This is a genomic window from Streptomyces sp. NPDC021749 (genome assembly GCF_040640655.1).
Classification (GTDB): domain Bacteria; phylum Actinomycetota; class Actinomycetes; order Streptomycetales; family Streptomycetaceae; genus Streptomyces.
The window spans coordinates 17,776-39,747 of record NZ_JBFACE010000012.1 but is presented as its reverse complement, the minus strand read 5'-3'; the positions used below and the strand labels follow the sequence as shown (position 1 = coordinate 39,747).

General features: G+C 74.8%; 18 protein-coding genes and 1 pseudogene. 9 read left to right on the top strand and 10 right to left on the bottom strand.

Annotated elements, in window-relative coordinates:
• Positions 1-118: 118 nt before the first annotated feature.
• Complete coding sequence (locus AB0G35_RS14385) at positions 119-1,033, bottom strand: cyclase family protein (protein ID WP_360948604.1); 915 nt, start codon at positions 1,031-1,033, stop codon at positions 119-121.
• A 145-nt stretch (positions 1,034-1,178) separates the two neighbouring features.
• Positions 1,179-1,847, bottom strand: coding sequence for a DUF6215 domain-containing protein (locus AB0G35_RS14380; protein WP_360948313.1), 669 nt, complete (start codon positions 1,845-1,847; stop codon positions 1,179-1,181).
• 455 nt (positions 1,848-2,302) lie between these two features.
• Here AB0G35_RS14380 and AB0G35_RS14375 point away from each other — a divergent pair, with 455 nt between their 5' ends.
• Complete coding sequence (locus AB0G35_RS14375; protein WP_360948311.1) at positions 2,303-3,694, top strand: MFS transporter; 1,392 nt, start codon at positions 2,303-2,305, stop codon at positions 3,692-3,694.
• Positions 3,695-3,771: 77 nt separating this feature from the next.
• Here AB0G35_RS14375 and AB0G35_RS14370 read toward each other — a convergent pair whose 3' ends face one another.
• From AB0G35_RS14370 to AB0G35_RS14360, 3 genes are all read right to left on the bottom strand, one after another.
• The gene (locus AB0G35_RS14370) at positions 3,772-3,969 is read right to left on the bottom strand and encodes a CsbD family protein (RefSeq protein ID WP_360948309.1); all 198 of its coding nucleotides are present in this window, start codon (positions 3,967-3,969) and stop codon (positions 3,772-3,774) included.
• A gap of 192 nt (positions 3,970-4,161) precedes the next feature.
• Positions 4,162-6,087 carry a helix-turn-helix domain-containing protein gene (locus tag AB0G35_RS14365; protein ID WP_360948307.1) on the bottom strand — a complete coding sequence of 642 codons (1,926 nt, stop codon included), beginning with the start codon at positions 6,085-6,087 and terminating at the stop codon, positions 4,162-4,164.
• Positions 6,088-6,153: 66 nt separating this feature from the next.
• Positions 6,154-6,957 (bottom strand): 3-hydroxybutyrate dehydrogenase, encoded by an 804-nt coding sequence (locus tag AB0G35_RS14360; protein ID WP_360948305.1) that lies wholly within the window; start codon positions 6,955-6,957, stop codon positions 6,154-6,156.
• Positions 6,958-7,243: 286 nt separating this feature from the next.
• Here AB0G35_RS14360 and AB0G35_RS14355 point away from each other — a divergent pair, with 286 nt between their 5' ends.
• Positions 7,244-7,789, top strand: coding sequence for a hypothetical protein (locus tag AB0G35_RS14355; RefSeq protein ID WP_360948303.1), 546 nt, complete (start codon positions 7,244-7,246; stop codon positions 7,787-7,789).
• Positions 7,790-7,803: 14 nt separating this feature from the next.
• Here AB0G35_RS14355 and AB0G35_RS14350 read toward each other — a convergent pair whose 3' ends face one another.
• From AB0G35_RS14350 to AB0G35_RS14340, 3 genes are all read right to left on the bottom strand, one after another.
• On the bottom strand, positions 7,804-8,286 hold the full coding sequence (locus AB0G35_RS14350; RefSeq protein ID WP_360948301.1) for an NUDIX domain-containing protein: 483 nt from the start codon (positions 8,284-8,286) through the stop codon (positions 7,804-7,806).
• 122 nt (positions 8,287-8,408) lie between these two features.
• Entirely contained in the window at positions 8,409-9,047 is a 639-nt protein-coding gene (locus tag AB0G35_RS14345) for a hypothetical protein (RefSeq protein WP_360948299.1), read from the bottom strand.
• A 53-nt stretch (positions 9,048-9,100) separates the two neighbouring features.
• Positions 9,101-9,904 carry an aspartate/glutamate racemase family protein gene (locus AB0G35_RS14340; RefSeq protein ID WP_360948297.1) on the bottom strand — a complete coding sequence of 268 codons (804 nt, stop codon included), beginning with the start codon at positions 9,902-9,904 and terminating at the stop codon, positions 9,101-9,103.
• Positions 9,905-10,052: 148 nt separating this feature from the next.
• Between AB0G35_RS14340 and AB0G35_RS14335 the strand changes: the two genes are divergently transcribed.
• Entirely contained in the window at positions 10,053-11,201 is a 1,149-nt protein-coding gene (locus tag AB0G35_RS14335; protein WP_360948602.1) for a glycosyltransferase, read from the top strand.
• Positions 11,202-11,222: 21 nt separating this feature from the next.
• On the opposite strand, the gene AB0G35_RS14330 is transcribed toward AB0G35_RS14335, so the two are convergent.
• Positions 11,223-12,575 carry a TerD family protein gene (locus AB0G35_RS14330; RefSeq protein WP_360948295.1) on the bottom strand — a complete coding sequence of 451 codons (1,353 nt, stop codon included), beginning with the start codon at positions 12,573-12,575 and terminating at the stop codon, positions 11,223-11,225.
• Between the two features lie 257 nt (positions 12,576-12,832).
• Here AB0G35_RS14330 and AB0G35_RS14325 point away from each other — a divergent pair, with 257 nt between their 5' ends.
• The 6 genes and pseudogenes from AB0G35_RS14325 to AB0G35_RS14300 all read left to right on the top strand — a co-directional run bounded on the left by AB0G35_RS14325 (position 12,833) and on the right by AB0G35_RS14300 (position 18,276).
• The gene (locus AB0G35_RS14325; protein WP_360948293.1) at positions 12,833-13,294 is read left to right on the top strand and encodes a DUF6643 family protein; all 462 of its coding nucleotides are present in this window, start codon (positions 12,833-12,835) and stop codon (positions 13,292-13,294) included.
• Between the two features lie 47 nt (positions 13,295-13,341).
• Entirely contained in the window at positions 13,342-14,166 is an 825-nt protein-coding gene (locus AB0G35_RS14320) for an MOSC N-terminal beta barrel domain-containing protein (protein ID WP_360948291.1), read from the top strand.
• 144 nt (positions 14,167-14,310) lie between these two features.
• Positions 14,311-14,670 carry a hypothetical protein gene (locus tag AB0G35_RS14315; RefSeq protein WP_360948289.1) on the top strand — a complete coding sequence of 120 codons (360 nt, stop codon included), beginning with the start codon at positions 14,311-14,313 and terminating at the stop codon, positions 14,668-14,670.
• A gap of 22 nt (positions 14,671-14,692) precedes the next feature.
• Positions 14,693-14,902: pseudogene (locus tag AB0G35_RS14310) on the top strand (ATP-binding protein); the annotation flags it as partial.
• 165 nt (positions 14,903-15,067) lie between these two features.
• Positions 15,068-15,670, top strand: coding sequence for a hypothetical protein (locus tag AB0G35_RS14305; protein ID WP_360948287.1), 603 nt, complete (start codon positions 15,068-15,070; stop codon positions 15,668-15,670).
• Positions 15,671-15,846: 176 nt separating this feature from the next.
• Positions 15,847-18,276 (top strand): right-handed parallel beta-helix repeat-containing protein, encoded by a 2,430-nt coding sequence (locus AB0G35_RS14300; protein ID WP_360948285.1) that lies wholly within the window; start codon positions 15,847-15,849, stop codon positions 18,274-18,276.
• Here AB0G35_RS14300 and AB0G35_RS14295 read toward each other — a convergent pair.
• Positions 18,246-20,537 (bottom strand): hypothetical protein, encoded by a 2,292-nt coding sequence (locus tag AB0G35_RS14295; protein WP_360948600.1) that lies wholly within the window; start codon positions 20,535-20,537, stop codon positions 18,246-18,248. The two genes, AB0G35_RS14300 and AB0G35_RS14295, sit on opposite strands and share 31 nt — an antisense overlap.
• Between the last annotated feature and the right edge of the window lie 1,435 nt (positions 20,538-21,972).

The following is a 21,972-nucleotide window of genomic DNA, read 5'->3' as shown; positions in this document are numbered from 1 at the left end:
TGTGGTCCCGGGCCGCCGCCGGGACCTGCCGGTAGCCTTCTCCCCTCTTCGAACGTATACGTCCCGGGGCGGCACGGCACCTGGAACGGTCCGGCGGAGGGGCCGCGGCCCGGCAGGGTCACAGGACGGCGATCGGGTTCACCGGGGAGCCGGTGGCCGCCGGGAGTCGCAGCGGGGCGACCACGCACAGGAAGTGCCAGCGGCGCAGCTGCTCGCACACCGGCACGAGGTCCTCGAAGTCCAGGTAGTCCATCAGGTGCAGCCCCATGGCGTTCATGGCCAGCACGTGCACCGGAAACGGGACCTCGGCCACCGCGCTGGGGGCCGTGTCGTTGTTGCCGTCCGACCCCAGGGCGACCACCCGCCGCTCGGCGAGGAAGGGCACCGCCGCCGGGTGCAGGCCGGCCCGCTCCCGCGCCGCGTTCCAGGCGCCGAGGCTCCGGCGCCGGCGGCGGTGCCCGACGCGCACGAACAGCAGGTCCCCCGGCCCGACCGTGACGCCCTGCGCCTCCTCGGCCGCCACGAGGTCGTCGGCGGTCACGTGGTCGCCGGGCTCCAGCCACGCCACCTTGCGCAGCCGCGGGACGTCCAGGAGGACTCCGCGGCCGACGATGCCGTCGCGCACCAGGTCCGAGGTGAGCGCACCGGCACCGTCCGGCGTCACGCTGCTCGCCGGGACTCCTCCGTAGAGTTCGCCGTCGAAGATGACGTGGCACAGCGCGTCGAGATGGCTGTCCGCGTCCCCGTGCACGTTCATGGCGAACCGGTCCAGGGCGAAATGCAGTCCCGGGGCGCCGGTCTCGCCGGGCGCCGGTGCGGTCATCCGGTGGGACGCGGGCTGCGGGTCGTCCGGCCCCGGTGTGGTCTCGATGGGCGCCGCCAGCGACACGGTGCGTCCGGAGCGCACCCCGGCGGCGGCGGCCACCACCCGCTCCGGGGTGAGGTGGCCGAGCGCTCCGCGCCCGGGGTCCGCACCGTTCAGGGCCTGCTCGCGCAGCCGGTCGTACAGCGAGCGGAAGGCCTCCTCGGACATCCGGTGCCGGGCCCCGGGCTGCGACGTCGCGCCGGTGCGCGCACGATCCGCCACGATGAGCTCCTCCCCGTCCGGCGCAGGGCCCCGCTCCCAGGGTCGGCCCCCTCCGAGGCCCCCGCATCCCGGAGGCGGCGCCCCGGCGCCGTCAGCCGCCGTGCCAGCCCGGGATCGTCGGCAGCACCTTCTCGGCGACGCGGAGCAGCGCCGCGTCATCGGGCATCCCCTCGTCCTGCCGCCAGACGACGACCTCGAAGGAGCCGCCGCCGTCCTTGGCGTTCCGGGCGACCATCAGGCGGCGGGCGATACCGCCCGGAGCGCTGTCGGCCTTGCCGATCTTGCCGCCGTCGACGTTGAAACGGATGGCGATGGTCCGGTCCGAGGAGAGCACCGCCGGCCGCCCCAGAACCGTGCGCTTCTCCGCGGCACTGCCCAGCAGGCGGGTCATCCGGGAGACCGTGAAGTCGTCGTAGGAGGCCGAGAGCTGGACCGTGTAGGTCTTCAGCGTGACCTTCGCCTCGGGGGTGACGACCTTGGTACCGCCGGCGAACTTGGTCGAGCTCTCGCTGCCGTCGGCGGACTCCGCGCGCTCGGCCGGCGTACCGAGGAGCTCCGGCAGGTCCCTGCGGTTCAGCGCCCGGCACAGCTGTGCCCCCGAGACGCGCTTCCCGTGCCGGGCGTCGTCATGGCCGGCCGAGCAGGTGGCCGGCCTGCTCTCCTCGCTCTCCTGCCCCGACGTCTTCGCCATGGCCCACATGCCGCCGGCGAGGCCACCGACCAGCACCACCGCAGCGACCACCTGGGCCCCTGCGTTCATCTCCGGCGCCTTCCTCGCCTTCTCGGAGCCGGTCGATCCGTTCGCGGATCTGTCGAATTCACCGCCCATGTCCCCCACTTCCCCCACTTCCCCCACTGGCTGATTCGCGCCCCCTGCGCGCCGGGGGAGCCTAACCGGTGATCGTTCCGCAGCACAGCAAAAACCGTCGCGGGCTCCGGGGCTGTGCGGGACCGCCGGGCCGCTTCGGGCGGCGTCGCCTGGTCTGCCGGACCTGCCCGGGGGCACGCCGGACGCGCGCGGGAGCAGGATTTTCCCGGCGCGGAGGTCCAGGGCGGTCGAGGAGGCGTCGGGCCGCCATGGCCGGGTCCCTCATGGTGGGGGCGCGCACTCCCGTGGCCGGAACTGTGGCGTCCCGCCACATGTGCCGCTGACCTGCCCGTTCCTACCGTGTGGCGGCACGAGCACGTCCCGCCGACCGCCTGGAAGTGGTGCACATGGCCCGCGCAGCAACCGCTCCCCCGCCACCCGCCGACCTCACCCGCATCGTCGCCGCCAGCCTCATCGGCACCACCGTCGAGTGGTACGACTTCTTCCTCTACGGATCCGCCGCCGCGCTGGTCTTCAACAAGCTGTTCTTCCCCGGATCCGATCCGCTCGTCGGGACGCTGCTGGCGTTCCTGACGTACGCGGTCGGGTTCGCCGCCCGGCCCCTCGGCGCGTTGGTCTTCGGGCACTTCGGCGACCGGCTGGGACGCAAGAAACTGCTGGTGCTGAGCCTGGTGATGATGGGCGGTGCCACTTTTGCCATCGGACTGCTGCCGACGCACGCCACGATCGGTACGGCGGCGCCGGTGCTGCTGACCGTGCTGCGGCTGGTCCAGGGGTTCGCGCTGGGCGGTGAGTGGGGCGGTGCGGTGCTGCTGGTGTCGGAGCACGGTGATGCGCGGCGGCGCGGGTTCTGGGCCTCGTGGCCGCAGACCGGCGCGCCCGCCGGACAACTGCTGGCCACCGGCGTGCTCTCGCTGATGACGGCGCTGCTGCCGGACGCGGCGTTCGCCGCCTGGGGGTGGCGGGTGCCGTTCCTGCTCTCCGGCGTCCTGGTCCTGGTCGGGCTGTGGATGCGGCTCTCGGTGGACGAATCACCCGTGTTCCGGGCGGCGTTGGAGCGTGCCGAGGCCCGCCGGGCGCAGGGGGCGGCCCCGCGGGCGGAGCGGCCGCCGCTGCTCGCCGTGCTGCGGCACCACTGGCGCGAGGTGCTGATCGCGATGGGCGCGCGGATGGCCGAGAACATCTCGTACTACGTCCTCACGGCGTTCGTGCTGGTCTACGCGACCTCGCACGCCGGGGTGCGGCAACAGAGCGCGCTGAACGCGGTGCTGATCGCCTCGGCGCTGCACTTCGCGGTGATCCCCGCCTGGGGCGCGCTCTCGGACCGGATCGGGCGCCGCCCGGTCTATCTGCTGGGCGCGGCCGGCGTCGGCGCCTGGGCGTTCCCGTTCTTCGCGCTGGTGGACTCCGGACGGTTCGGTCCGCTGCTGCTCGCGGTGGGCGTCGGGCTGTTCTTCCACGGCGCGATGTACGCGCCCCAGGCGGCCTTCTTCGCGGAGATGTTCGCGACCCGGATGCGGTATTCGGGTGCCTCGATCGGCGCGCAGTTCGCCTCGGTCGCGGCCGGTGCGCCGGCCCCGCTGATCGCGACCGCGCTGCTCGCCGACTTCGGCGGCCCTGCGCCGATCGCGCTGTATGTCATCGCCGCCGCGCTGCTGACCCTGGTCGCGGTGGGCGCGGCCCGGGAGACCCGCAGCCGGGACCTGGCGGCGGTGGCGGAGGACGAGCCGCGGCCCGCCTCCGGGAGGACCGGCGACGGGCGGGAGTTGAGGGTCTGATGTGCGGCGGGGGCGCGGCGGGCCCTGGGACGCTCCGGGAGACGGGGCAAGCTCGCCCGCCGCGCCCCCGCCGGACGTCAGGACCGCTCGGTCCTGCGCTTCAGGGACTCCTTGGTGCCGCGGATGTTCTCCCCGGCCTCGTCGACGGTGTCCTTGGCCTTGCCCTTGGCCTCTTCCATCCGGCCTTCGGCCTTCAGGCGGTCGTCACCGGTGATCTTTCCGGCGGCCTGCTTGGCCTTGCCCTTCATCTTGTCCTTGGCACCCTTGCCGGCCATGTCGAACTCCTTAGTGCGTGATCTTGACCCGTGGTCCGCGGAGGGGCGGAGGGCCACGGGACGTGGGGCGGAGCGCTCGCGAAATCGGAGGGCTCGGGAACCACGCTGCCGCACGCCCCGCCGGCGCGCACCCGGAGCCACGGCCCATTACTCCTCCGTTTCGCCCGCCCCGGCGGGCCGTCCGACGCGCCGCTACTCCGTCCCGTGCTCCACGGCGGACGAGAGCTGGTGCAGCCGCAGCGCCAGTTGGAGTTCCAGGGCGCGTGCCGGGCTCTGCCAGTCGGGTCCCAGCAGCCGGCCCACCCGCTCCAGGCGCTGCGCCACGGTGTTCACGTGCACGTGCAGCTCGTCCTTGGTGCGGGCCGGGCTCATCCCGCAGGCGAAGTACGCCCGGAGGGTGCGCAGCAGCTCCGTCCCGCGGCGGGCGTCGTAGTCGGCGACCACGCCGAGCGTACGGCGCACGAAGCCGTCGACGTCGCGGGTGTCGGCGAGCAGCAGGCCCAGGAAGCCGAAGTCGGCGGCGGCCGCGCCCTGGCCGGCCCGGCCCAGCACCCGCAGGGCCTCCCGGCAGCGTCGGGCCTCCGCGTAGGCGTCGGTGACCGCCGCGGGCCGCCCGGCGGGGGCCGGGACGGGGGACGAGGCACCGACCGTGACCGGCACGTGCAGCGCGGCGCCCAGCCGGGCGGCGGTCTCCCGGGCCTGCTGCGCCGGATCGCCGTCCGGCCCGAGCGGCAGCAGCAGGACGGCACCGCCGTCCCGGACCGCGGCCAGTCCGTGCCGGGTGGCGGCGAGGTGGGAGGCCGCCGACCACAGGCGCCGCCGGTCGCCGGCGGCGTCCTGCCCCTCGGGGGCGTCGACCCGGGCGGCCAGCACGACCTGCGGCGCGTCCAGGTCGGCGCCCACCCGGGCCGCGCGTTCCCGCAGCAGAAGGGGGTGGCGCCCGGCGGCGTCCAGGAGGTCGTCCAACAGCTCGCCGCGCACCCGCTGTTCGGCCTCACCGGCGGTCCGGCGGGCGAGCAGCAGCAGGGAGGTGACCACCGCGGCCCGCTCCAGGGTCCGCTGGTCGACCGGGTCGAGCGCCGGGTGCCCGCGGAGGACCAGCGCACCGAGCACCTCCCCGCCCGCCGATACGGCCGCGACCCAGTCGGTGCCGTCCCGTACGGCGTGCCCGTCGGCGCGGGAGCGGTCCAGGGCGGCCGCCGGGGCGTCGGCGGGCTCGGTGAACTCCACCTGGCCGTGCAGCACTTCGGCCACGGCGGCCGCGACGTCCTGCACCCCGCCGCCGCGCAGCACCAGCTCCGTCAGCCGGTCGTGGACGTCCGAGGCCCGTTCGATGACCGCGCTGCGGTCGCGGATGATCTCGTTGGCCGCCTCCAGCTCGGTGAGCGCCTTACGGGTCTCGGCGAGCAGACGGGCGGTGTCGAGGGCGACCGCGGCGTGCGCCGCGTGGGCGGCGAGCAGGGCGATCTGGCCGGGTTCGAAGACCCGCTCGCGGCGGTCGGCGGCGAACAGCACCCCGATGACGCCGCTGCCCAGCATCAGCGGCACGCCCAGGATCGCCACCAGACCCTCGTCGCGGACCCCGGCGTCGATGGTGCCGGTGTGCCGGAACCGCTCGTCGTGGAAGTAGCTGTCGGTCACGTACGGGCGGGCGGTCTGCGCGACCAGTCCGCCCAGTCCCTCGCCCATGCCGAGCCGCAGCTGCTGGAAGCGCGCGGAGACCGAGCCGTCGGTGACCCGCATGTAGGTGTCGCCGGCGGCCGGGTCGTTGAGGGTGAGGTAGGCGACCTCGGTGCCCAGGAGGGAGCGGGCCCGGCGCACGATGGCCCGCAGCACGGCGTCCGTGTCGCGCAGCCCGGCCAGGTCGTGCGCGGTGGCGTGGAGCGCGGACAGTTCGGCCTCGCGGCGCCGGCGGCCCTCCAGTTCGGTGCGTATCCGCAGCGCCTGGCGCTTGGCGCGCTCCAGGGCGGCGAGCCGGCCGGGCGCGGCGCCCTCGGCACGGGCCCGCAGCACCGGCCGCTCGTAGTCCTCGGCGGGGGCGTCGGCGGCGAGCAGGGCGAGGAAGGGTGCCTCGGCGGGTTCGGTGGCGGGTGCGGGCGCGGGCGGATCGGTGGGCATGGTCACAGGGATACCTCCGGGTCGTCGCCGTGCGCCAGGGGCCTGTGCCGCTTGCGCCCCGGGCCGTCAGTGCGCGGTCCAGCCGCCGTCCAGGGTCAGCGACGCCCCCGTCACGAAGGACGCCTGCGGGGTGCAGAGGTAGGCGACGGCCTCGGCGACCTCCTCCGGTTCGAGCAGCCGCTTCAGGGCGGCGTCGGCGAGCAGGACGTCGGCCACGACCCGCTCCTCGGGGATGCCGTGCGCCGCTGCCTGGTCGGCGATCTGCCGTTCGACGAGCGGGGTGCGGACGTAGCCGGGGTTGACGCAGTTGCTGGTGACGCCGTGCGGGGCGCCCTCCAGGGCGGCGGTCTTCGACAGGCCCTCCAGACCGTGTTTGGCCGCCACATAGGCGGACTTGAACGGTGAGGCCCGCAGCCCGTGCACGGACGAGATGTTGACGACCCGGCCCCACCCCTGCGCGTACATGTGGGGCAGGGCGCCGCGCAGCAGCCGGAAGGGCGCCTCCAGCATCACGGTCAGCACCTGGTGGAAGGCCTCGGGCGGGAACTCCTCGATGGGGCGGACCAGTTGCAGGCCGGCGTTGTTCACCAGCAGGTCGGTGCCGGCCGCGGCCCGCTCGGCGGCGTCGAGGTCGGTCAGGTCGAGGACGAGCGGCTCGACGGTGCCGCCGGCGCCGTCCGGGAGGTCCGCGGCCAGCGCGGCCAGCGCGGCCAGGCCGCCGGCGTCCCGGTCGACCGCCCGCACCGTGGCACCGGCCGCCGCCAGCCGCAGCGCGCAGGCACGTCCGATGCCGCCGGCCGCGCCGGTGACGAGGGCGGTGCGGCCGCCGAGGTCGAGGGATACCGGGCCCGGGGTGCCGATCGTGGTCATGTCCGCACCCTAGGCACGGGCGGGCGGGGCACCGATGTGCCGCGGCACCACAGTTCGTGCACCGGATGTGGGGGCCACCCACCGGGTGGTGCGGCCAAGGACGCGGACCGGCCGGCCGGGTGATGAGGCGGAGGAGGGCGGCCGGGAAGCGGGCCGGCGAGCCGGCCGACGGGCGCGACGCGCCGGATCACCTGATCGGCCGTCCTGGTTCGCCGCGCTCCCCCCGGGCTCCTAGCGTCGTACGACGCAGCGCGCCGCCTGCACCGCCGCCCCGAGGGAGTCCCACATGCGGAGGCTGATCACCGTGCCGACCGTGCTGCTCGCGCTGGCCGCGGCGGGCTGCGCGGACGGGGAGGACAGCGGGTCCGGCTCGGCGTCGTCCACCGGCAGCGGGCCGGGGCCGCAGCGCACCGGGGAGGGCTCGCCGGGTGTGCCCGGCCAGCCGGTGAGCTGCGGGCGGCTCCGGGACGCACTGGGCCAGGAGGGGGACGTGGCGTTGTACGCGGACCCGGGGGCCGGGGGCACGGTGCCCTGCGCGCAGGCCCGGGACGTGATGACCGAGTTCTTCCTGCGGGCGCCGCGGGAGGCCGGTGACGACCGCGGCACCCTGTCCGTACGGGGCTGGCTCTGCCACTACGAGAGCGGGCCGACCGGCACCTGGATCTCGGTCTGCAGCAAGGACGAGCGGGAGATGCACACGGAGGAGGCGGACGGCCAGGACACCGGCCCGGACGGGCCGGAGGAGCCCGAGTCCCCGGACGGTTCGCAGCTGCCCCCACTTCCCGGTGATCCCTCCGCCCCGATGGACGACCCGTCGACGGAGGAGCTGTAAGGGAGCCCGGGGGCTCAGGACTCCTCCCCCATCCCGTGGAACCAGGTCGGCCCGGCCGCGACGGCCCGGCGGATGCGGGTCAGTGCGTACGCGTCCAGCTCCGGCAGGGCGTCCATGGCGAACCAGCCGACCTCCAGCGACTCGTCGTCGTTGACCCGGGGCCGGCCGCCGATCGCGCGGCAGCGCAGGGTCACGTCCATGAACTGGCAGACGTCGCCGTTGGGGTACTGCGTGGGCGGCATGGTCTCGACGAGGACCACCCCCTCGGGGACGACCCGGACCGCGGTCTCCTCGTAGACCTCGCGCACCGCGGTCTCGGCGGGCTGCTCACCGGGCTCGGGGATGCCGCCGATCACCGACCAGCCGCCGGTGTCGGCCCGCTTGCCCAGCAGGACCCGCCCGTCGTCGTCGAAGACGACCGCGGTCACCCCGGGCAGCCACAACAGCTGCTGGCCGATGGAGTTCCGGAGGTCACGGATGAATTCGGGGGTTGCCATGCTCCGACCCTACGGGACGTCCCGGAGAGCTCCCCGATCCGGAAGCGCAGCCCCCGCGCAGGCCCCCGCCCCTCACCGCACGCCCGCGCCCGCCGTCTCCGCGCCGGCGCCGCACCGCGCGCTCAGGCGCCCGCCGGACTCCCCTTGCGCGGCCGCAGCCGGCCGCGGACGGCCCGGACCGCGCCCTCAGCGTCGTCGACCGTGATGGTGAAGGTGTGCCCGTCGCCGAGCCGGAGGACCAGGGCCTCGCCGCGGCGGACGACCACCGCCGTGCCCTGCTCCGGGCGCCAGCGGTAGCCCCAGCCGCCCCAGTGGCGGGGCGTGACCTGGGGCGCGAAGTCGGCCTCCACGACGGTGTCGAGGGGGATCCGGCGGCGCGGCACCCCGATGTAGCCGCAGCGCACTTCCAGGCATTCCTTGTCGACCCGCACCCCGACGTGGACGAAGGCGAGCGTGCCGAACAGCACCAGCAGGCCGGCCGCGACACAGCCGACCACCGCCATCACCAGCGGCGCCAGGCCGGAGGTCCAGCTGCTGTCGACGGCCAGCTCGATGCCGAGCGCCAGACAGGCCGCCCCGATCCCGGCCAGCAGCCACTGGACGCGGTTGCTGGCGCTGCCGTGCCAGACCTCGGGGATCTCCGCGTGCGAGCCGCCGGGCACGCGTACCGGCCCCGCGGGCCGGCCGGTGCCGTCGGTACCGGCGTCCGAAGGGCCGTCTGCGCCGGGGGCTGCTGCCCCCTCGTGGGGGTGGTCCCTCATGAGACGCAGCGTACGCGTCTTCGCACGCCACGGCAGGGTGTCGTACGCCCCGTTCAGCCGCTCAGCGCCCCGGCGGCGTCCGTACGGGACTGCGCCAGCAGCCGGCCCTCGTCGTAGGCGAGCGTGGCGGCGGGGAGGTCCGCCGGGCGGCCGCTGAGGAGCACGGTGAGTCCGCCGGCCGGGGTGGCCGCGGGCGCCGGCTCGGCACCGATACGGCGCAGCGCCTGGGCGGCGACCGCCTCGGCCGAGCCGTGCAGGACGAGCGCCGGGGCGCCGGGCTGCTGGAGGGCGGCGCGGATGCGTTCGGCGACCAGCTCGTAGTGGGTGCAGCCCAGGACGACGGCCCGCACCTCGCGCGGGGTGCGGCTCGCGGCGACGGCGACGGCCGCATCGATGGCGGCCTCGTCGGCCTGCTCGACCGCGTCGGCGAGCCCCGGGCAGGCGACGCCGGTGACGTCCACGCCGCGCGCGAAGCGTTCGATCAGGTCCCGCTGGTAGGGGCTGCCGGTGGTGGCGGGGGTGGCCCAGATGGCGACCGGGCCGCCGCCGGTCGCGGCGGGCTTGATGGCGGGGACCGTGCCGATGACCGGGACGTCCGGTTCCAGTTCGGCGCGGAGCGCGGGCAGGGCGTGGACGGACGCGGTGTTGCAGGCCACGATCAGTGCGTCCGGGCGGTGCGCGGCGGCCGCCCGGGCCACCGCGAGGGCGTGTGCCGTGACGTCCTCGGGCGTGCGCGGGCCCCAGGGCATGCCGTCGGGATCGGAGGAGAGGACCAGATCGGCGTCGGGCCGCAGCCGCCGTACGGCCGCGGCCGCCGCGAGCAGGCCGGTTCCGGAGTCCATCAGCGCGATCTTCACCCGGACACTTTACCGGGCGGCAGCTCCGACTTGTCATACCGGCCCGGCCGGGCGACGGCCCGCCGGGCGGGCCCGCCCGGGCAGGACACGTACGGTCCGGGGACGTCCCGCGCGGGGGCCGGTGCGGCAGACTGCGGCCGTGGGAGCGATGGAGTGGATCGGTGCCGGGTCGCTGCTGGCCTGGGTGTGGCTGCTGCTGGGCCAGGGCTTCTTCTGGCGGACCGACGTGCGGCTTCCGGAGCGCCGGGACCCGGACCGCTGGCCGTCGGTCGCGGTGGTGGTGCCGGCGCGGGACGAGGCCGCGGTGCTGCCGGAGAGCCTGCCCTCGCTGCTCGGCCAGAAGTACCCGGGCCGGGCGGAGGTGTTCCTGGTCGACGACGGCAGCAGTGACGGGACCGGGGCGCTGGCGCGGGAGCTGGCGGCCGCGCGCGGCGGGCTGCCGCTGACGGTCACCTCGCCCGGGGAACCGGGGCCGGGGTGGACGGGGAAGCTGTGGGCGCTCCGGCACGGGATCGCGCTCACGCGGGAGCGGATGGCGCCGGAGTACCTCCTGCTGACCGACGCGGACATCGCGCACGCCCCGGACAGCCTGCGGGAGTTGGTGGCGGCGGCCCGGTCGGCGGACCTGGACCTGGTGTCCCAGATGGCGCGGCTGCGGGTGGTGACGTTCTGGGAGCGGCTGATCGTGCCGGCGTTCGTGTATTTCTTCGGGCAGCTGTACCCGTTCCGCCGGGTCAACCGGCCGGGGGCGTGGACCGCCGCGGCGGCCGGCGGCTGTGTGCTGCTGCGGCGGGAGGCGGCGGAGCGGGCGGGCGTCCCGGAGGCGATCCGGCACGCGGTGATCGACGACGTGACGCTGGCGCGGGCGGTGAAGCGGTCCGGCGGCGCCATCTGGCTGGGGCTGGCGGACCGGGTGGACAGCGTGCGGCCGTACCCGCGGCTGGCCGAGCTGTGGCGGATGGTCTCGCGCAGCGCCTACGCCCAGCTGCTGCACCGGCCGCTGCTGCTGCTCGGCACGGTCCTGGGGCTGGCCCTGGTCTATCTGGCGCCGCCGGTCGCGCTGGTGGCGGGGCTGGCCGGCGGTGCGGCGCTGCCGGCGGCGCTGGGCGGGGCGGCCTGGGCGGTGATGTGCGGGACGTACCTGCCGATGCTGCGCTACTACGGTCAGCCGCCGTGGACCGCGCCGCTGCTGCCCTTCACGGCGCTGCTCTACCTCCTGATGACGGTGGACTCGGCGGTGCAGCACTACCGGGGGCGCGGCGCGGCCTGGAAGGGCCGGACGTACGGGGCGCCGTGAGCCGCGCCCGCCGGTGTGCGGTCACTTGCTGGCCGGCGACCAGTTGAGGCCCCAGCCGTAGGCCTGGTCGACGGTGCGCTGCGGGCTGACGCCGGGCGCGGGGACGAGGTAGCGGGCCTCACGCTGGACGACGAGTTCGCCGCCGGTGTGGGTGATCAGGGCCAGTGCGCAGACGTTGGACGGGACCGTGCAGGCGTCGAGGGTGAAGTCGACCGGGGCGCCGTGCTGCGGCTGGAGGGTGACCGTCGCGTTCAGGCCCTCGAAGGTGCGGGCGCCGGCATAGACGGTGACGAAGATCAGGATGCGCCTGATGCGCGCCTGGTGGTCGAGGTTGACGGTCATGTTCTCGCCGGCCGCGACCGCGCCGGTGCGGTCGTCCCCGTCGAGCTGGATGTACGGCGGGGCGTGCAGGGTGCCGAAGTTGTTGCCCAGGGGGTGGATCACCCCGGCGGCGCCGTCGGTGAGTTCGTACAGCGCGCACAGGTCGAGGTCGAGCTCGCCGGACGGGGGCAGCAGGGCGCCGCGCGCACCCATGGCCTGCATCGCCTTGCGGCCGAGTTTCCGGGTCAGCCGCTTGCCGGCGCTGCCGCCGCTCCAGTTGAGGTTCACCCGCATCACGCCGGAGGTGCCGCCCTGCTTCGTCAACGAGACGGCGGGCGCCTCCTTCGTGAGGGTGACTTTCGTCAGACGAACGGCAGGGGGTGCGGGGGCCGGCGCGGGCTGCCCCGGCGGGCGCTCCCTTGACACCACCGGCTGACCGGCCGGCAACGGGGGCACGAAGGCCGCGGAGGGCGGCGCCACCGGGGGCGCGGGGGCCACCGGGGCGGCCGGGGCGGCCGGGGCCTGGGGCGGCTCCTCGACGCTGATGCCGAAGTCGGTGGCCAGACCGGCGAGTCCGCTGTCGTAACCCTGCCCGACGGCGCGGAACTTCCACGCCCCTTGGCGCCGGTAGAGCTCCCCGAGCACGAACGCGGTCTCCGTGGTGGCGTCCTGACTGTCGAACCGGGCGAGTTCCCTGCCGTCGGCCGTGTCCAGGACGCGGATGTGGAGCCCGGGGACGCTTCCGAAGGTGCCGCCGTCGGCGGAGGCGGCCAGCACCACCTTGTCGACGGCCGGCTCCACGGCGTCGAGGTGCACGGTCAGGCCGTCCGTCCAAGCGCCGTCCGTGGTGCGCCTGCCCTCGTGCCGCACCGCTCCGGTGGCGTGCGCCGGCTGGTTGTAGAACACGAAGTCGCCGTCGTTACGGACCTTTCCGGACGCCAGGAGGAGCGCGGAGGCGTCGACGTCCGGTGTGCCGGGGCCGGCCCGCCAGCCCAGTTCCACCCGTACCGCCGGGGCCGGGACCGGAACGTTGCCGCTTTTGGGCATCGACATGCTGCGCCTTCCTCTCGTCGGCGGTGCCGTGTGCGTGGTGGCATCCCGCGGCACCCCTCAACCTAACGTGCCCCGGACAGCGCCGAACGCCCGCTGTTCACCCGCGAGAAGCGAGGTCTTTACACGAATCCAACGGGCGATCGCGACCGATTTTCCCGAGTTCGCTCCCATTGGGGATCCATGGCCACTCCGCACACGTAAAACAACCCTCTTTTCAGGCTCCCCAATCGACACATCGTGGGCTTAACTTATGACGCATGACCTCCCCCCGCTCTACCTACGGCGGCGGCTACTACGCTTCGCCCTCCTTCCCCGACACCCCGATCTACGACAGCCTCGTGGCCGAGCGCGGCACGCCGCAGATCGCGCCGATCAGGGTGAACCCCTCGCCCTACGACACGGGCTCGTCGTATCTGCCGGCGCTGCCCTCGGCGCTGCCGGCACTTCCGGCCGCTCCGTCCTCCTCCTCGCCCGCACAGGGCTACCCGGCTGCCGCCGCGCATCCGGTCGCCCCGCTGCAGCAGGCGCCGGCGCCCTACATCCCCCAGCAGGCGGGTGCCCGCGGCGGCTACCAGCCGCAGCAGGCACCACAGCCCCAGCGCCCGGCCCCGGGCACGGGCACGGGGTACGAGGCCATGCGGCCGGCCGCTCCGGTCGCGCCCCGGCCGGCCCCGGCGTACGACGATCCGTACGGCCGGCAGTATCCGCGCGGGTACTGACCCGGTCACCGGATCCGCTGTCAGAGGTGCCTGGCAGGATGGAACGCATGCTCAAGCCTGCGCTCCAGTCGATCCATCTCTATCCGGTCAAATCCATTGCGGGGTCCGGTCCCGGCGAGGCGGTCGTGGAGCCGTGGGGGCTCGCCGGGGACCGACGGTGGCTGCTGGTGGACGCCGCGCGCCGGCAGATCACCCAGCGGCAGCAGCCGGCGCTGGCCTTGGCGCGTGCCGAGGAGCTGCCGGGCGGCGGTCTCCGCCTCACCGCGCCCGGCAGGGAGCCGCTGACGGTCGAGGTGCCCGCGTGCACCGGGACCCTCCCGGTGGAGGTCTGGCGGGACGTGGTCGAGGCGGTGCCCGCGGGCACCGCCGCCGCGGAGTGGTTCAGCGGGTATCTGGGCGTCGAGTGCCAACTGATGTACCTCGACCATCCGGAGAAGCGCCGGCCGGTCGATCCGGAGTACTCCGAGCCCGGTGACATGGTCGGCTTCGCGGACGGTTTTCCGCTGCTGCTGACCACGACGTCCTCCCTCGACGCCCTCAACTCCCTCATCGCACAGGGCGACCACGCCGACGAGGGCCCCCTGCCCATGAACCGCTTCCGGCCCAATGTGGTGGTGGACGGCACGGCTCCCTGGGCGGAGGACGACTGGCGCCGGGTCCGGATCGGCGAGGTGGACTTCGAGGTCGTCAAGCCCTGCTCCCGCTGTGTCGTCACGACCACCGACCAGCGCACCGCCGAGCGCGGCAAGGAACCGCTGCGCACCCTCGCCCGGCACCGCCGCTTCGGTGACCGGCTGGTCTTCGGCCAGAACCTGATACCCCGCGAGGTCGGCAGGATCCGGATCGGCGACCCGTTCGAGATACTCGACTGACGGGCCGGCGCGGCCCTCGGCGGCCGCGCCCGCCGCCGGCGGAGCGCGACGGGAGACGAAGAACTGCGTGTCGATGCTGCGAACGCCCCTCGGAGCGACCGTCTCCTTCCCGTCCAGCAGCTGCGCCCCGGGGACCACGCCTTCGTGAGTCACCGCCATGACGAGGTGCGCCGGGACGTGGTCACGGCGTTCGTACGGCTCGGACCGTCCCGCGGCGAGAAGGCCCTGGTGCTGCCCTGCCCCGACGTGCCCGAGGAACTCTTCACCGGCCGGCCGTACACCGAGAGCTGCGTCTGCGACCGCCGCCGGTTCGACCGAGTGGTGCTCACCGCCGTGGAACGGGCGCATCCGCGCGCACTGCTGGAGCGGCTGGGCAGCCTGCGCCGGGAGCGCGAGCCGGACGGCGCGCCGCGCTTCATCGGTGAGGCGGACGCCGCCCGGCAGGACGCCTCACCCGGGCGCTGCAGACCGCGCTGGCACACACCGCACCGGCGGGGCGGCTGACGGTGCATCTGACCGGGCTGCAGGCGACGAACTGGAGTGCCGGATCAGCGACACCGGCCCCGGGTTCAGCGAGGCGGTGATCCCCGAGCTGCTGCCGGGCCTGGACGGCGCACCGAAGGGGCGCGGGCTGTGGCTGGCGCGCCTGGTGGCGGACCGGTTCGCGGTCGCCTCGGGGCCGGCCGGGACGGGCATGCCCGGCGCCGAGGTGACCCTCGCCGTCCGCCTGCGCTGAACCCGCCGATGCGGTGCGGCGGGCCCGTACCGCACGGCCGAACCACCGTTCGCCCCGCGCCCGGATTTGTGGCGTTCCGGGGGGCGTGATGTTGCTCTCTCTCCGCACAACCCTCGCGTGGACCACCCCGGATGCGGTATTCAACGGACACGAGAGGGGGCGACGATGCGCGCGATGACAGGAGTCTGGCGCTGGCGGCGGAATCCGCTGCGGCGCCGCACGGACCGGATCGAGGCCTGGGTGGCCCTCGCGGCCGCGCTCCTGATCGTCCTCGGCGCGCCCCTGGCGGGCTGGTTCACCGGCCGGGCCGCGCACGGCGCGCTGCTGGAGACCGTACGGCTGCAGCACCAGCAGCGGCACCTGGTCCGGGTCACGGTCGACCGGCTGGTGTCCCGCGCCCCGCTCGACCCCGATCCGGAGACGTCGTCGCAGCGCGATGCGCATCTGCGGGTCATCGCCCGGTGGACGGCCGTCGACGGCAGTCCGCACGTCGGGCAGATCGCGGCGCCGCATCCGGTGGAGCCCGGCGAGGGGTTCCGGATCTGGACCGACGGCCGTGGCCGGGTGATGCCGCGCCCGATGGACGTCGGCACGGCCGGTACGCATGCGGTGCTGGCCGGGCTGGGCACCGCCGCCGCGGCCGGCGGACTGATCGAGGCCGGCCGGCGGTTGGTCGTCGGGCAGTTGATGGTGCGTCGCTTCCGCCGGTGGGACGAGGAGTGGGAGCGCGCCGGCCAGACCTGGGGCCGCGCGGACGCCGGGAGTTGAGGCTTCCGGACCCGGCAACCGACCAGCAGCTGACCGTGTCAACCGGCGCCCGCCGGGCGCGCTACGGTGGTGGCGCCAGCCTCCCGGCTGGGGCCCGGCGGACCCGAATGCGGACATCCGCGGACGGAGGGTGCCGGGCCGACATCAGCCGCACGAAGTGGGGACACGACAGCGCCATGGCACAGGGCTCGGTCCAGGTGACGCACTCCGGCACGTCGCGGTGGCGGCGCCGTACAGGCGAGTACAGCTCGCTCGCCGCAGCCCTGGAGGCCGCCGGGGACGGTGATGTGCTGACGGTCCCGGCCGGTACGTACCGCGAGAACCTGGTGCTGGCGCGTGCGGTGACGCTGCGCGGCGCGGACGGCTCGCGCGGCTCGGTGCGGATCGTGCCGCCCGACGGGGTGGCGCTGACGATACGGGCGTCGGCGACCGTGCACGACCTCCATCTGGAGGCCACCGATTCGGCCGCGCCCGCGCTGCTGGTGGAGGACGGCGCCCCCGAGCTGTCCGGGCTGCGGGTGGTGACCCGGTCCGCGTCCGGCATCGAGGTGCGCGGCGGGGCCCGCCCGACGGTGCGCCGCTGCACCGTCGACAACGCGGGCGGAGTGGGCATCAGCGTCCTGGACGGCGCCGGCGGGCTCTTCGAGGACTGCGAGGTGATGGCCGCCGGCCAGACGGGGATCACGGTGCGCGACGGGGCCCACCCGCGGCTGGAGAACTGCAAGGTCCACCACGCCTCGGGTGCCGGCCTGGCGGTCAACGGCGAGGGCAGCGCGGTCGAGGCGGTGGGCTGCGAGCTGTACGAGATCAAGGGCGCCGGGATCCAGGTCGCGGCGCGGGCCACCGGCCATCTCACCGACTGCACGGTCCACCGTACCTCCGCCGACGGCGTCACCCTGGACACCGACGCGGTGCTCACCCTCGCCGACTGCGACATCCACGACATCCCGGAGAACGCGGTCGATCTGCGGTCCCGTTCGGTGCTGACGCTGACCCGCAGCACGGTGCGCCACTTCGGGCGGAACGGCCTGTCCGTATGGGACCCGGGCACCCGGGTGGACGCCAACCAGTGCGAGATCCACGACAGCACGGGCGACTACCCGGCGGTGTGGGTCAGCGACGGTGCCACCGCCGTACTGGACGCCACCCGGGTCCACGACGTACCGGACGCGCTGTTCGTCCTGGACCGGGGCTCCCGGGCGGACGTGGTGGACTGCGACCTCGCCCAGGTGCGCAACACCGCGGTGTCGGTGAGCGACGGGGCCACCGTCCAGCTGGACGACTGCCGGATCCGGGAGGCCGCCACCGGTGCCTGGTTCCGCGACCACGGCAGCGGCGGCACGCTCGCCAACTGCACCATCGACGGCGCCCAGACCGGCGTGATCGTCACCAAGGGCGCGGACCCCACCATCGAGGGCTGCACGGTCAGTTCGCCGGCCGAGGCCGGGTTCTACGTCTCCGCCGAGGGCCGCGGCACCTTCCACGGCTGCCGGGTCACCGGCAGTTCCGGCTTCGGCTTCCATGTGATCGACGGCTGCCGGACGACGCTGACCCGGTGCCGTACGGAGCGGTGCGCGCGCGGCGGCTACGAGTTCGCCGAGGGCGGCGCCGGGCAGGGCGACGGGCCGACCGTCCAGGACTGCACCAGCGACGAGAGCCGGGCCGTCCCCGCGCCCGGAACCGGCACCGCGCCCGCCGTGCAGCACGCGACGCAGACCGCCGGCCTGCTGGGCAACATCCCGGCGCAGAGCTCCCCGCCGGCCGCCACCGCGCCCCCGGAGGCGGCCGTGACCAGCCGGCCGTCCGGCGAGGTGCTGGGCGAACTGGACACCCTCGTGGGGCTGGAGAGCGTCAAGCGGGAGGTGCGCAGCCTGATCAACATGATCGAGGTGGGCCGCCGCCGGCAGGAGGCCGGCCTGAAGGCCGCGTCGGTCCGCCGCCACCTCGTCTTCACCGGCTCCCCCGGCACCGGCAAGACCACGGTGGCCCGGCTCTACGGCGAGATCCTGGCCTCCCTCGGGGTACTGGAGCGCGGCCATCTGGTCGAGGTGTCCCGGGTGGACCTGGTCGGCGAGCACATCGGGTCGACCGCGATCCGGACCCAGGAGGCGTTCGACCGGGCGCGTGGCGGAGTGCTGTTCATCGACGAGGCGTACGCCCTCTCCCCCGAGGACTCCGGTCGGGACTTCGGCAAGGAGGCCATCGACACCCTGGTGAAGCTGATGGAGGACCACCGGGACGCCGTGGTGGTGATCGTGGCCGGCTACACCGCCGAGATGGAGCGCTTCCTGGCGGTCAACCCCGGTGTGGCATCACGTTTCTCACGCACCATCACCTTCGGCGACTACGCCCCGGAGGAACTGCTGCGGATCGTCGAGCAGCAGGGCGAGGAGCACGAGTACCACCTCGCCGACGGGGCCGGCGAGGCGCTGCTGAAGTACTTCACCGCGCTGCCGAAGGGCCCGTCGTTCGGCAACGGCCGCACCGCACGGCAGACGTTCGAGGCGATGGTCGAGCGGCACGCGGGCCGGGTGGCGCAGCTGACCGACCCGAGCACCGACGACCTGACCCTCCTCTACGCCGAGGACCTGCCCGAACTGCCCTGAGCGGGCCGCCCGTCCGGGTGCCCGCCGGCCGGCCGCTGCTCCGGCATCCCCGGCAGCCCCGGGCCGAGCCGGGCGATCAGCTCGGCCCGGACGGTGTCGAAGACCGGATCGGCCTGGTAGTCGCCGTGGCCCAGGATCTGGGCGGGCAGCGGGTTCTGCAGCGTGCGGCCGAAGGCGAGCGGGTCGCGCAGCGGCCCCTGGTCGACCCGGCGGCCGTCCTCGCAGGTGAGCTGGATCGGCCCGCCGATGGGGTCGGTGAACCGCCAGAGGTTGCGCCAGTCGTCCATCTCGCGGTGGAGTCCGGTGAGCGCGGGCGGCCCGAAGAAGGCCGGGAACCAGCGGCCGTAGAGGCGCTCCAGGGGGCTGCCGTACGTCAGCAGGGCGACCCGGCTGCGGGTGACCAGGTCCAGCTGCCAGACGGCGGCGGCCGCGAGCACGCTGCCCTGGGAGTGCCCGGAGATCACCAGCCGGCCGTCGAACCGCTCGGTCCAGGTGGCCATCCGCCAGGTGAGGTCCGGTACGGCGCGCTCCGCGTAACAGGGCGGCGCGAAGGGGTGGGCGGCGCGCGGCCAGAAGGTGCCGACGTCCCAGAGGATGCCGATCGTGCGGCGGGCGGAGTGGTCGCGGTAGGCGCGCCGCCCCATGGCGAGCAGCAGTATGACGCCGGCGCCCATCAGCCAGGAGCCGAGGGACTCGGCGGACTCGGCGGCGGCGTGCAGCACGGGCGGTGCGCCCTCGGTGGCACGGCCGGGCGCGCGATCGGTCAGCCAGGCGCCGGCCACCGCGCCCGCGCCGAGGACGAGGGTGACCGCGGAGGTGGCGGCGACCAGGACGGGCGCCGCGTCGGTGAGGCCGGCCCGGGCGATGGTCCCGGCGATCGCTCGCGTACGGCGCTCGTCGGGGTGTTCGCGCGGGTCGTAGAGGCCGGGCACGTCCTCGGCGACCCGGCGCCGGACGATCAGCACGCGGACGGCGGCGAGCACCGCGACGACCGCGAACACGACCAGCAGCGCCGGGATGGCCGACGCCTGCCAGGACAGCAGCACCGGCGGGCCGGGGATGGGCGCGTGCGCCTGGCCGGGCGTCGCCCCGCCGTCCATCCAGTCGGCGAAGCGCTGGGCCACTCCCCCGGAGAGCACCCCGCCGACCGCGCAGGCCAGCAGGGCGACGGCGGGGCCGCCCATGCCGCGCAGGGCGGTCCGTGCGTCGTTCCGGGCGGCGCGCTGCAGCACCCAGGCGGTCACCGCGAGGGCGAGGACCAGCACGCCCTGGAACACGGCGATGCCGCCGAAGGCCGCGGCGCCCGGCAGCGGCCCGTAACTGTGCGATCCGGGCCGCGCCCAGGCGGAGTGCAGGGCGATCAGGCCGAGCACCGCGAGGGCCGCGTACGGCAGCGCTCGGACGACGAACCGGTCGGAATCCTCGTCCGGCACCGCCTCGCTGCGCGCGGTGCGCCAGACGACCACCAGGGTGGCCGCGGCGAGCAGGATGACCAGGGTGGTCAGCACCCGCCCGGTGACCGCGAGAACGGAATAGTGGCCTCCGACCCCGTCCGCCTTCGCACTGGCGGCGCGCAGCACCGCCGCGATGGTGAGCACCCCCGCGGTGGTGTGCGCGGCACGCAGCCGGGCGACCAGCCGACGGCCGTACCAGAAGCCCTCCAGGCTCAGCGCGGTGCGTTCGGCATCCGGGGTGTAGCGGGAGCTGCCGGGCACCCGGGGTGGCGGCGAGGCGGATTCATAGGCACTCCAGGTGCGGTGCGAGAGCCACCACAGGAAGCCGATGACGAGAAGCGGCACTCCCGAGGCGAGCGCCAGGCGCCGGCCCGGGGTGCTCCACCAGCCGCCGTTGTCGGGGCTGAGGAATCCCAGCCAGGACTTCCCGGCCACGCACACGGGGGTTCCGGCGCACTGCCAGGCCGTGAGGTCCAGGGCGACCTCACAGGCCGCGGCGGCGAGCAGGACGGTCAGCGTGAGCGCGAGCATCCGCACCAGGAGGTCGTAGATCCGCTGCGCCCGGTGGTCGGGCGGTGCGGCCGGGCGCATCCAGTGCGCGAGGTTGGCGACCATGAAGGGCAACAGGACCAGCCACAGGGCGCGGGCCCCGTTGCCCGAGGTCAGATTGGACCAGCAGTACGCCTCCCGCACCGGCTCGCCCCGGTAGTCCCCGGGCCGCTCCTCGGCATCGGCATCCTCCGTACGCCGGTAACAGGCCGCGGTGTCGTCCCCGGTGATCAACTGCACCCGCGGATCACCGAGCATGTCCTGCGCGGTGGTACCTCCCACACCATGCACCAGCAGCTCCAGGGAGAGCTGGGGGGCGTGCGGGGGTGGGGCAACTTGGTGGGGGGTGGGGGTGGTTGAGGGGGTGGTTGAGGGGGTGGGGGTGGTGGTTGTGGGGGCGGCGTTGGTGGTTGGAGGGGCGATTGGGGTGGTGGGGTTGGATGGGGTGGTCGGGTTGGGGGGCTTGGGTCGGTTGGGTGGGTTGGATGGGCTGGTTGGGCTGGTTGGGCTGGGCGGGTTGGTTGGGTTGGTTGGGTCGATCGGCGTGGGTTCCGCGGTCTCCACTGGTATCCCCCGATGTCCGTCTGGTGCGGCGCGATGTGGCCGAGCGCGGTGCGCGTGCGGTGTCGATTGGTCTGTGCCTGGCGTGAGTGGCGACTGTCGTGTGCGGCGGCTGGTGGCTGTGGTGCCTGTTGTGGCTGTTGTGATGCGGCACTTGGCCTTCGTGCTGCGTTGGTCTCGGTGCTGCCTTGGTCTTACGGCTTGAGTCTTGGTGCGGCTTTGGGTCTTGGTGCGGCTTGCGTGTTGGTGCGGCTTGGTGGGCCGACGAACGTGGTGCGGCGCACCAAGGATTGTCCCTTTCCGGCGGGGGCACATCCACCCGAACTGCGACACGGACCGGCGCGGTGGGCCCGCTTGGGCTCATCCGCGCCATGCTGCGCATCCCCCCACCCCCGAACCCACCCCCCGCCCCCTCCCCCGAAGGGGGAGAGGGGGAGGGGGCGGGGGAAGCCCTCGGAGCCGGGTGGGACCGCGGGCGCCGGGAGGGAGAGGACGGCGGAAAGCAGCGAGGCGGCGGGCCGCGGGGCTCCGTGAGCGGGCAGGGCGGCAGGCGGCGGGGGATTGCGAGAGTCGGCAGGGCGGCGGGCCCCCAGCAGGCGGAAGGGCACGGGCAGGGGCACGCGCAGCGCGCGGACAGTGACGGGGGCGCGGGCATCAGCGGCGCGGCTGGCGGCGGGGCGGCGGGGGCGGCGAGCCGCCGATACGCGACAGGCGGCGGGGGCGACGGGACGGCAGGGGCTGTGGGGCAGCGGGACGCCGGTACGTGACAGGCAGAACGACGCCGGAAAAGGGCAGGACCCGGGAGGCGGCGGAACGCCAGGAGCCGGCGGGCGCCCGGGAGGCAGCGGGGCCACGGCCGGCTCGGCGGGGCGCCGGGAGGGGCAGAGCCCCGGAATAGACAGGGCCACGGGAGAGACAGGGCCGCGGGTGTGACAGGGCCGCGGGAAGGCGCAGGTCACCAGGAGGTGGGCGGGCGACAGGGGTCGTGAGGGGCAGGGTGGCAGGGCTCCGAAAGGGGTCAGGAAGGCGCCTGAGGTGTCACCGGACACTCGCGCCTGGCATGCGCGAGCGGACCCGCACCCTTGGCAGCGGGCATGCGCGAGCGGACCCGCGCCCCTGGTGGCCGGCGCGC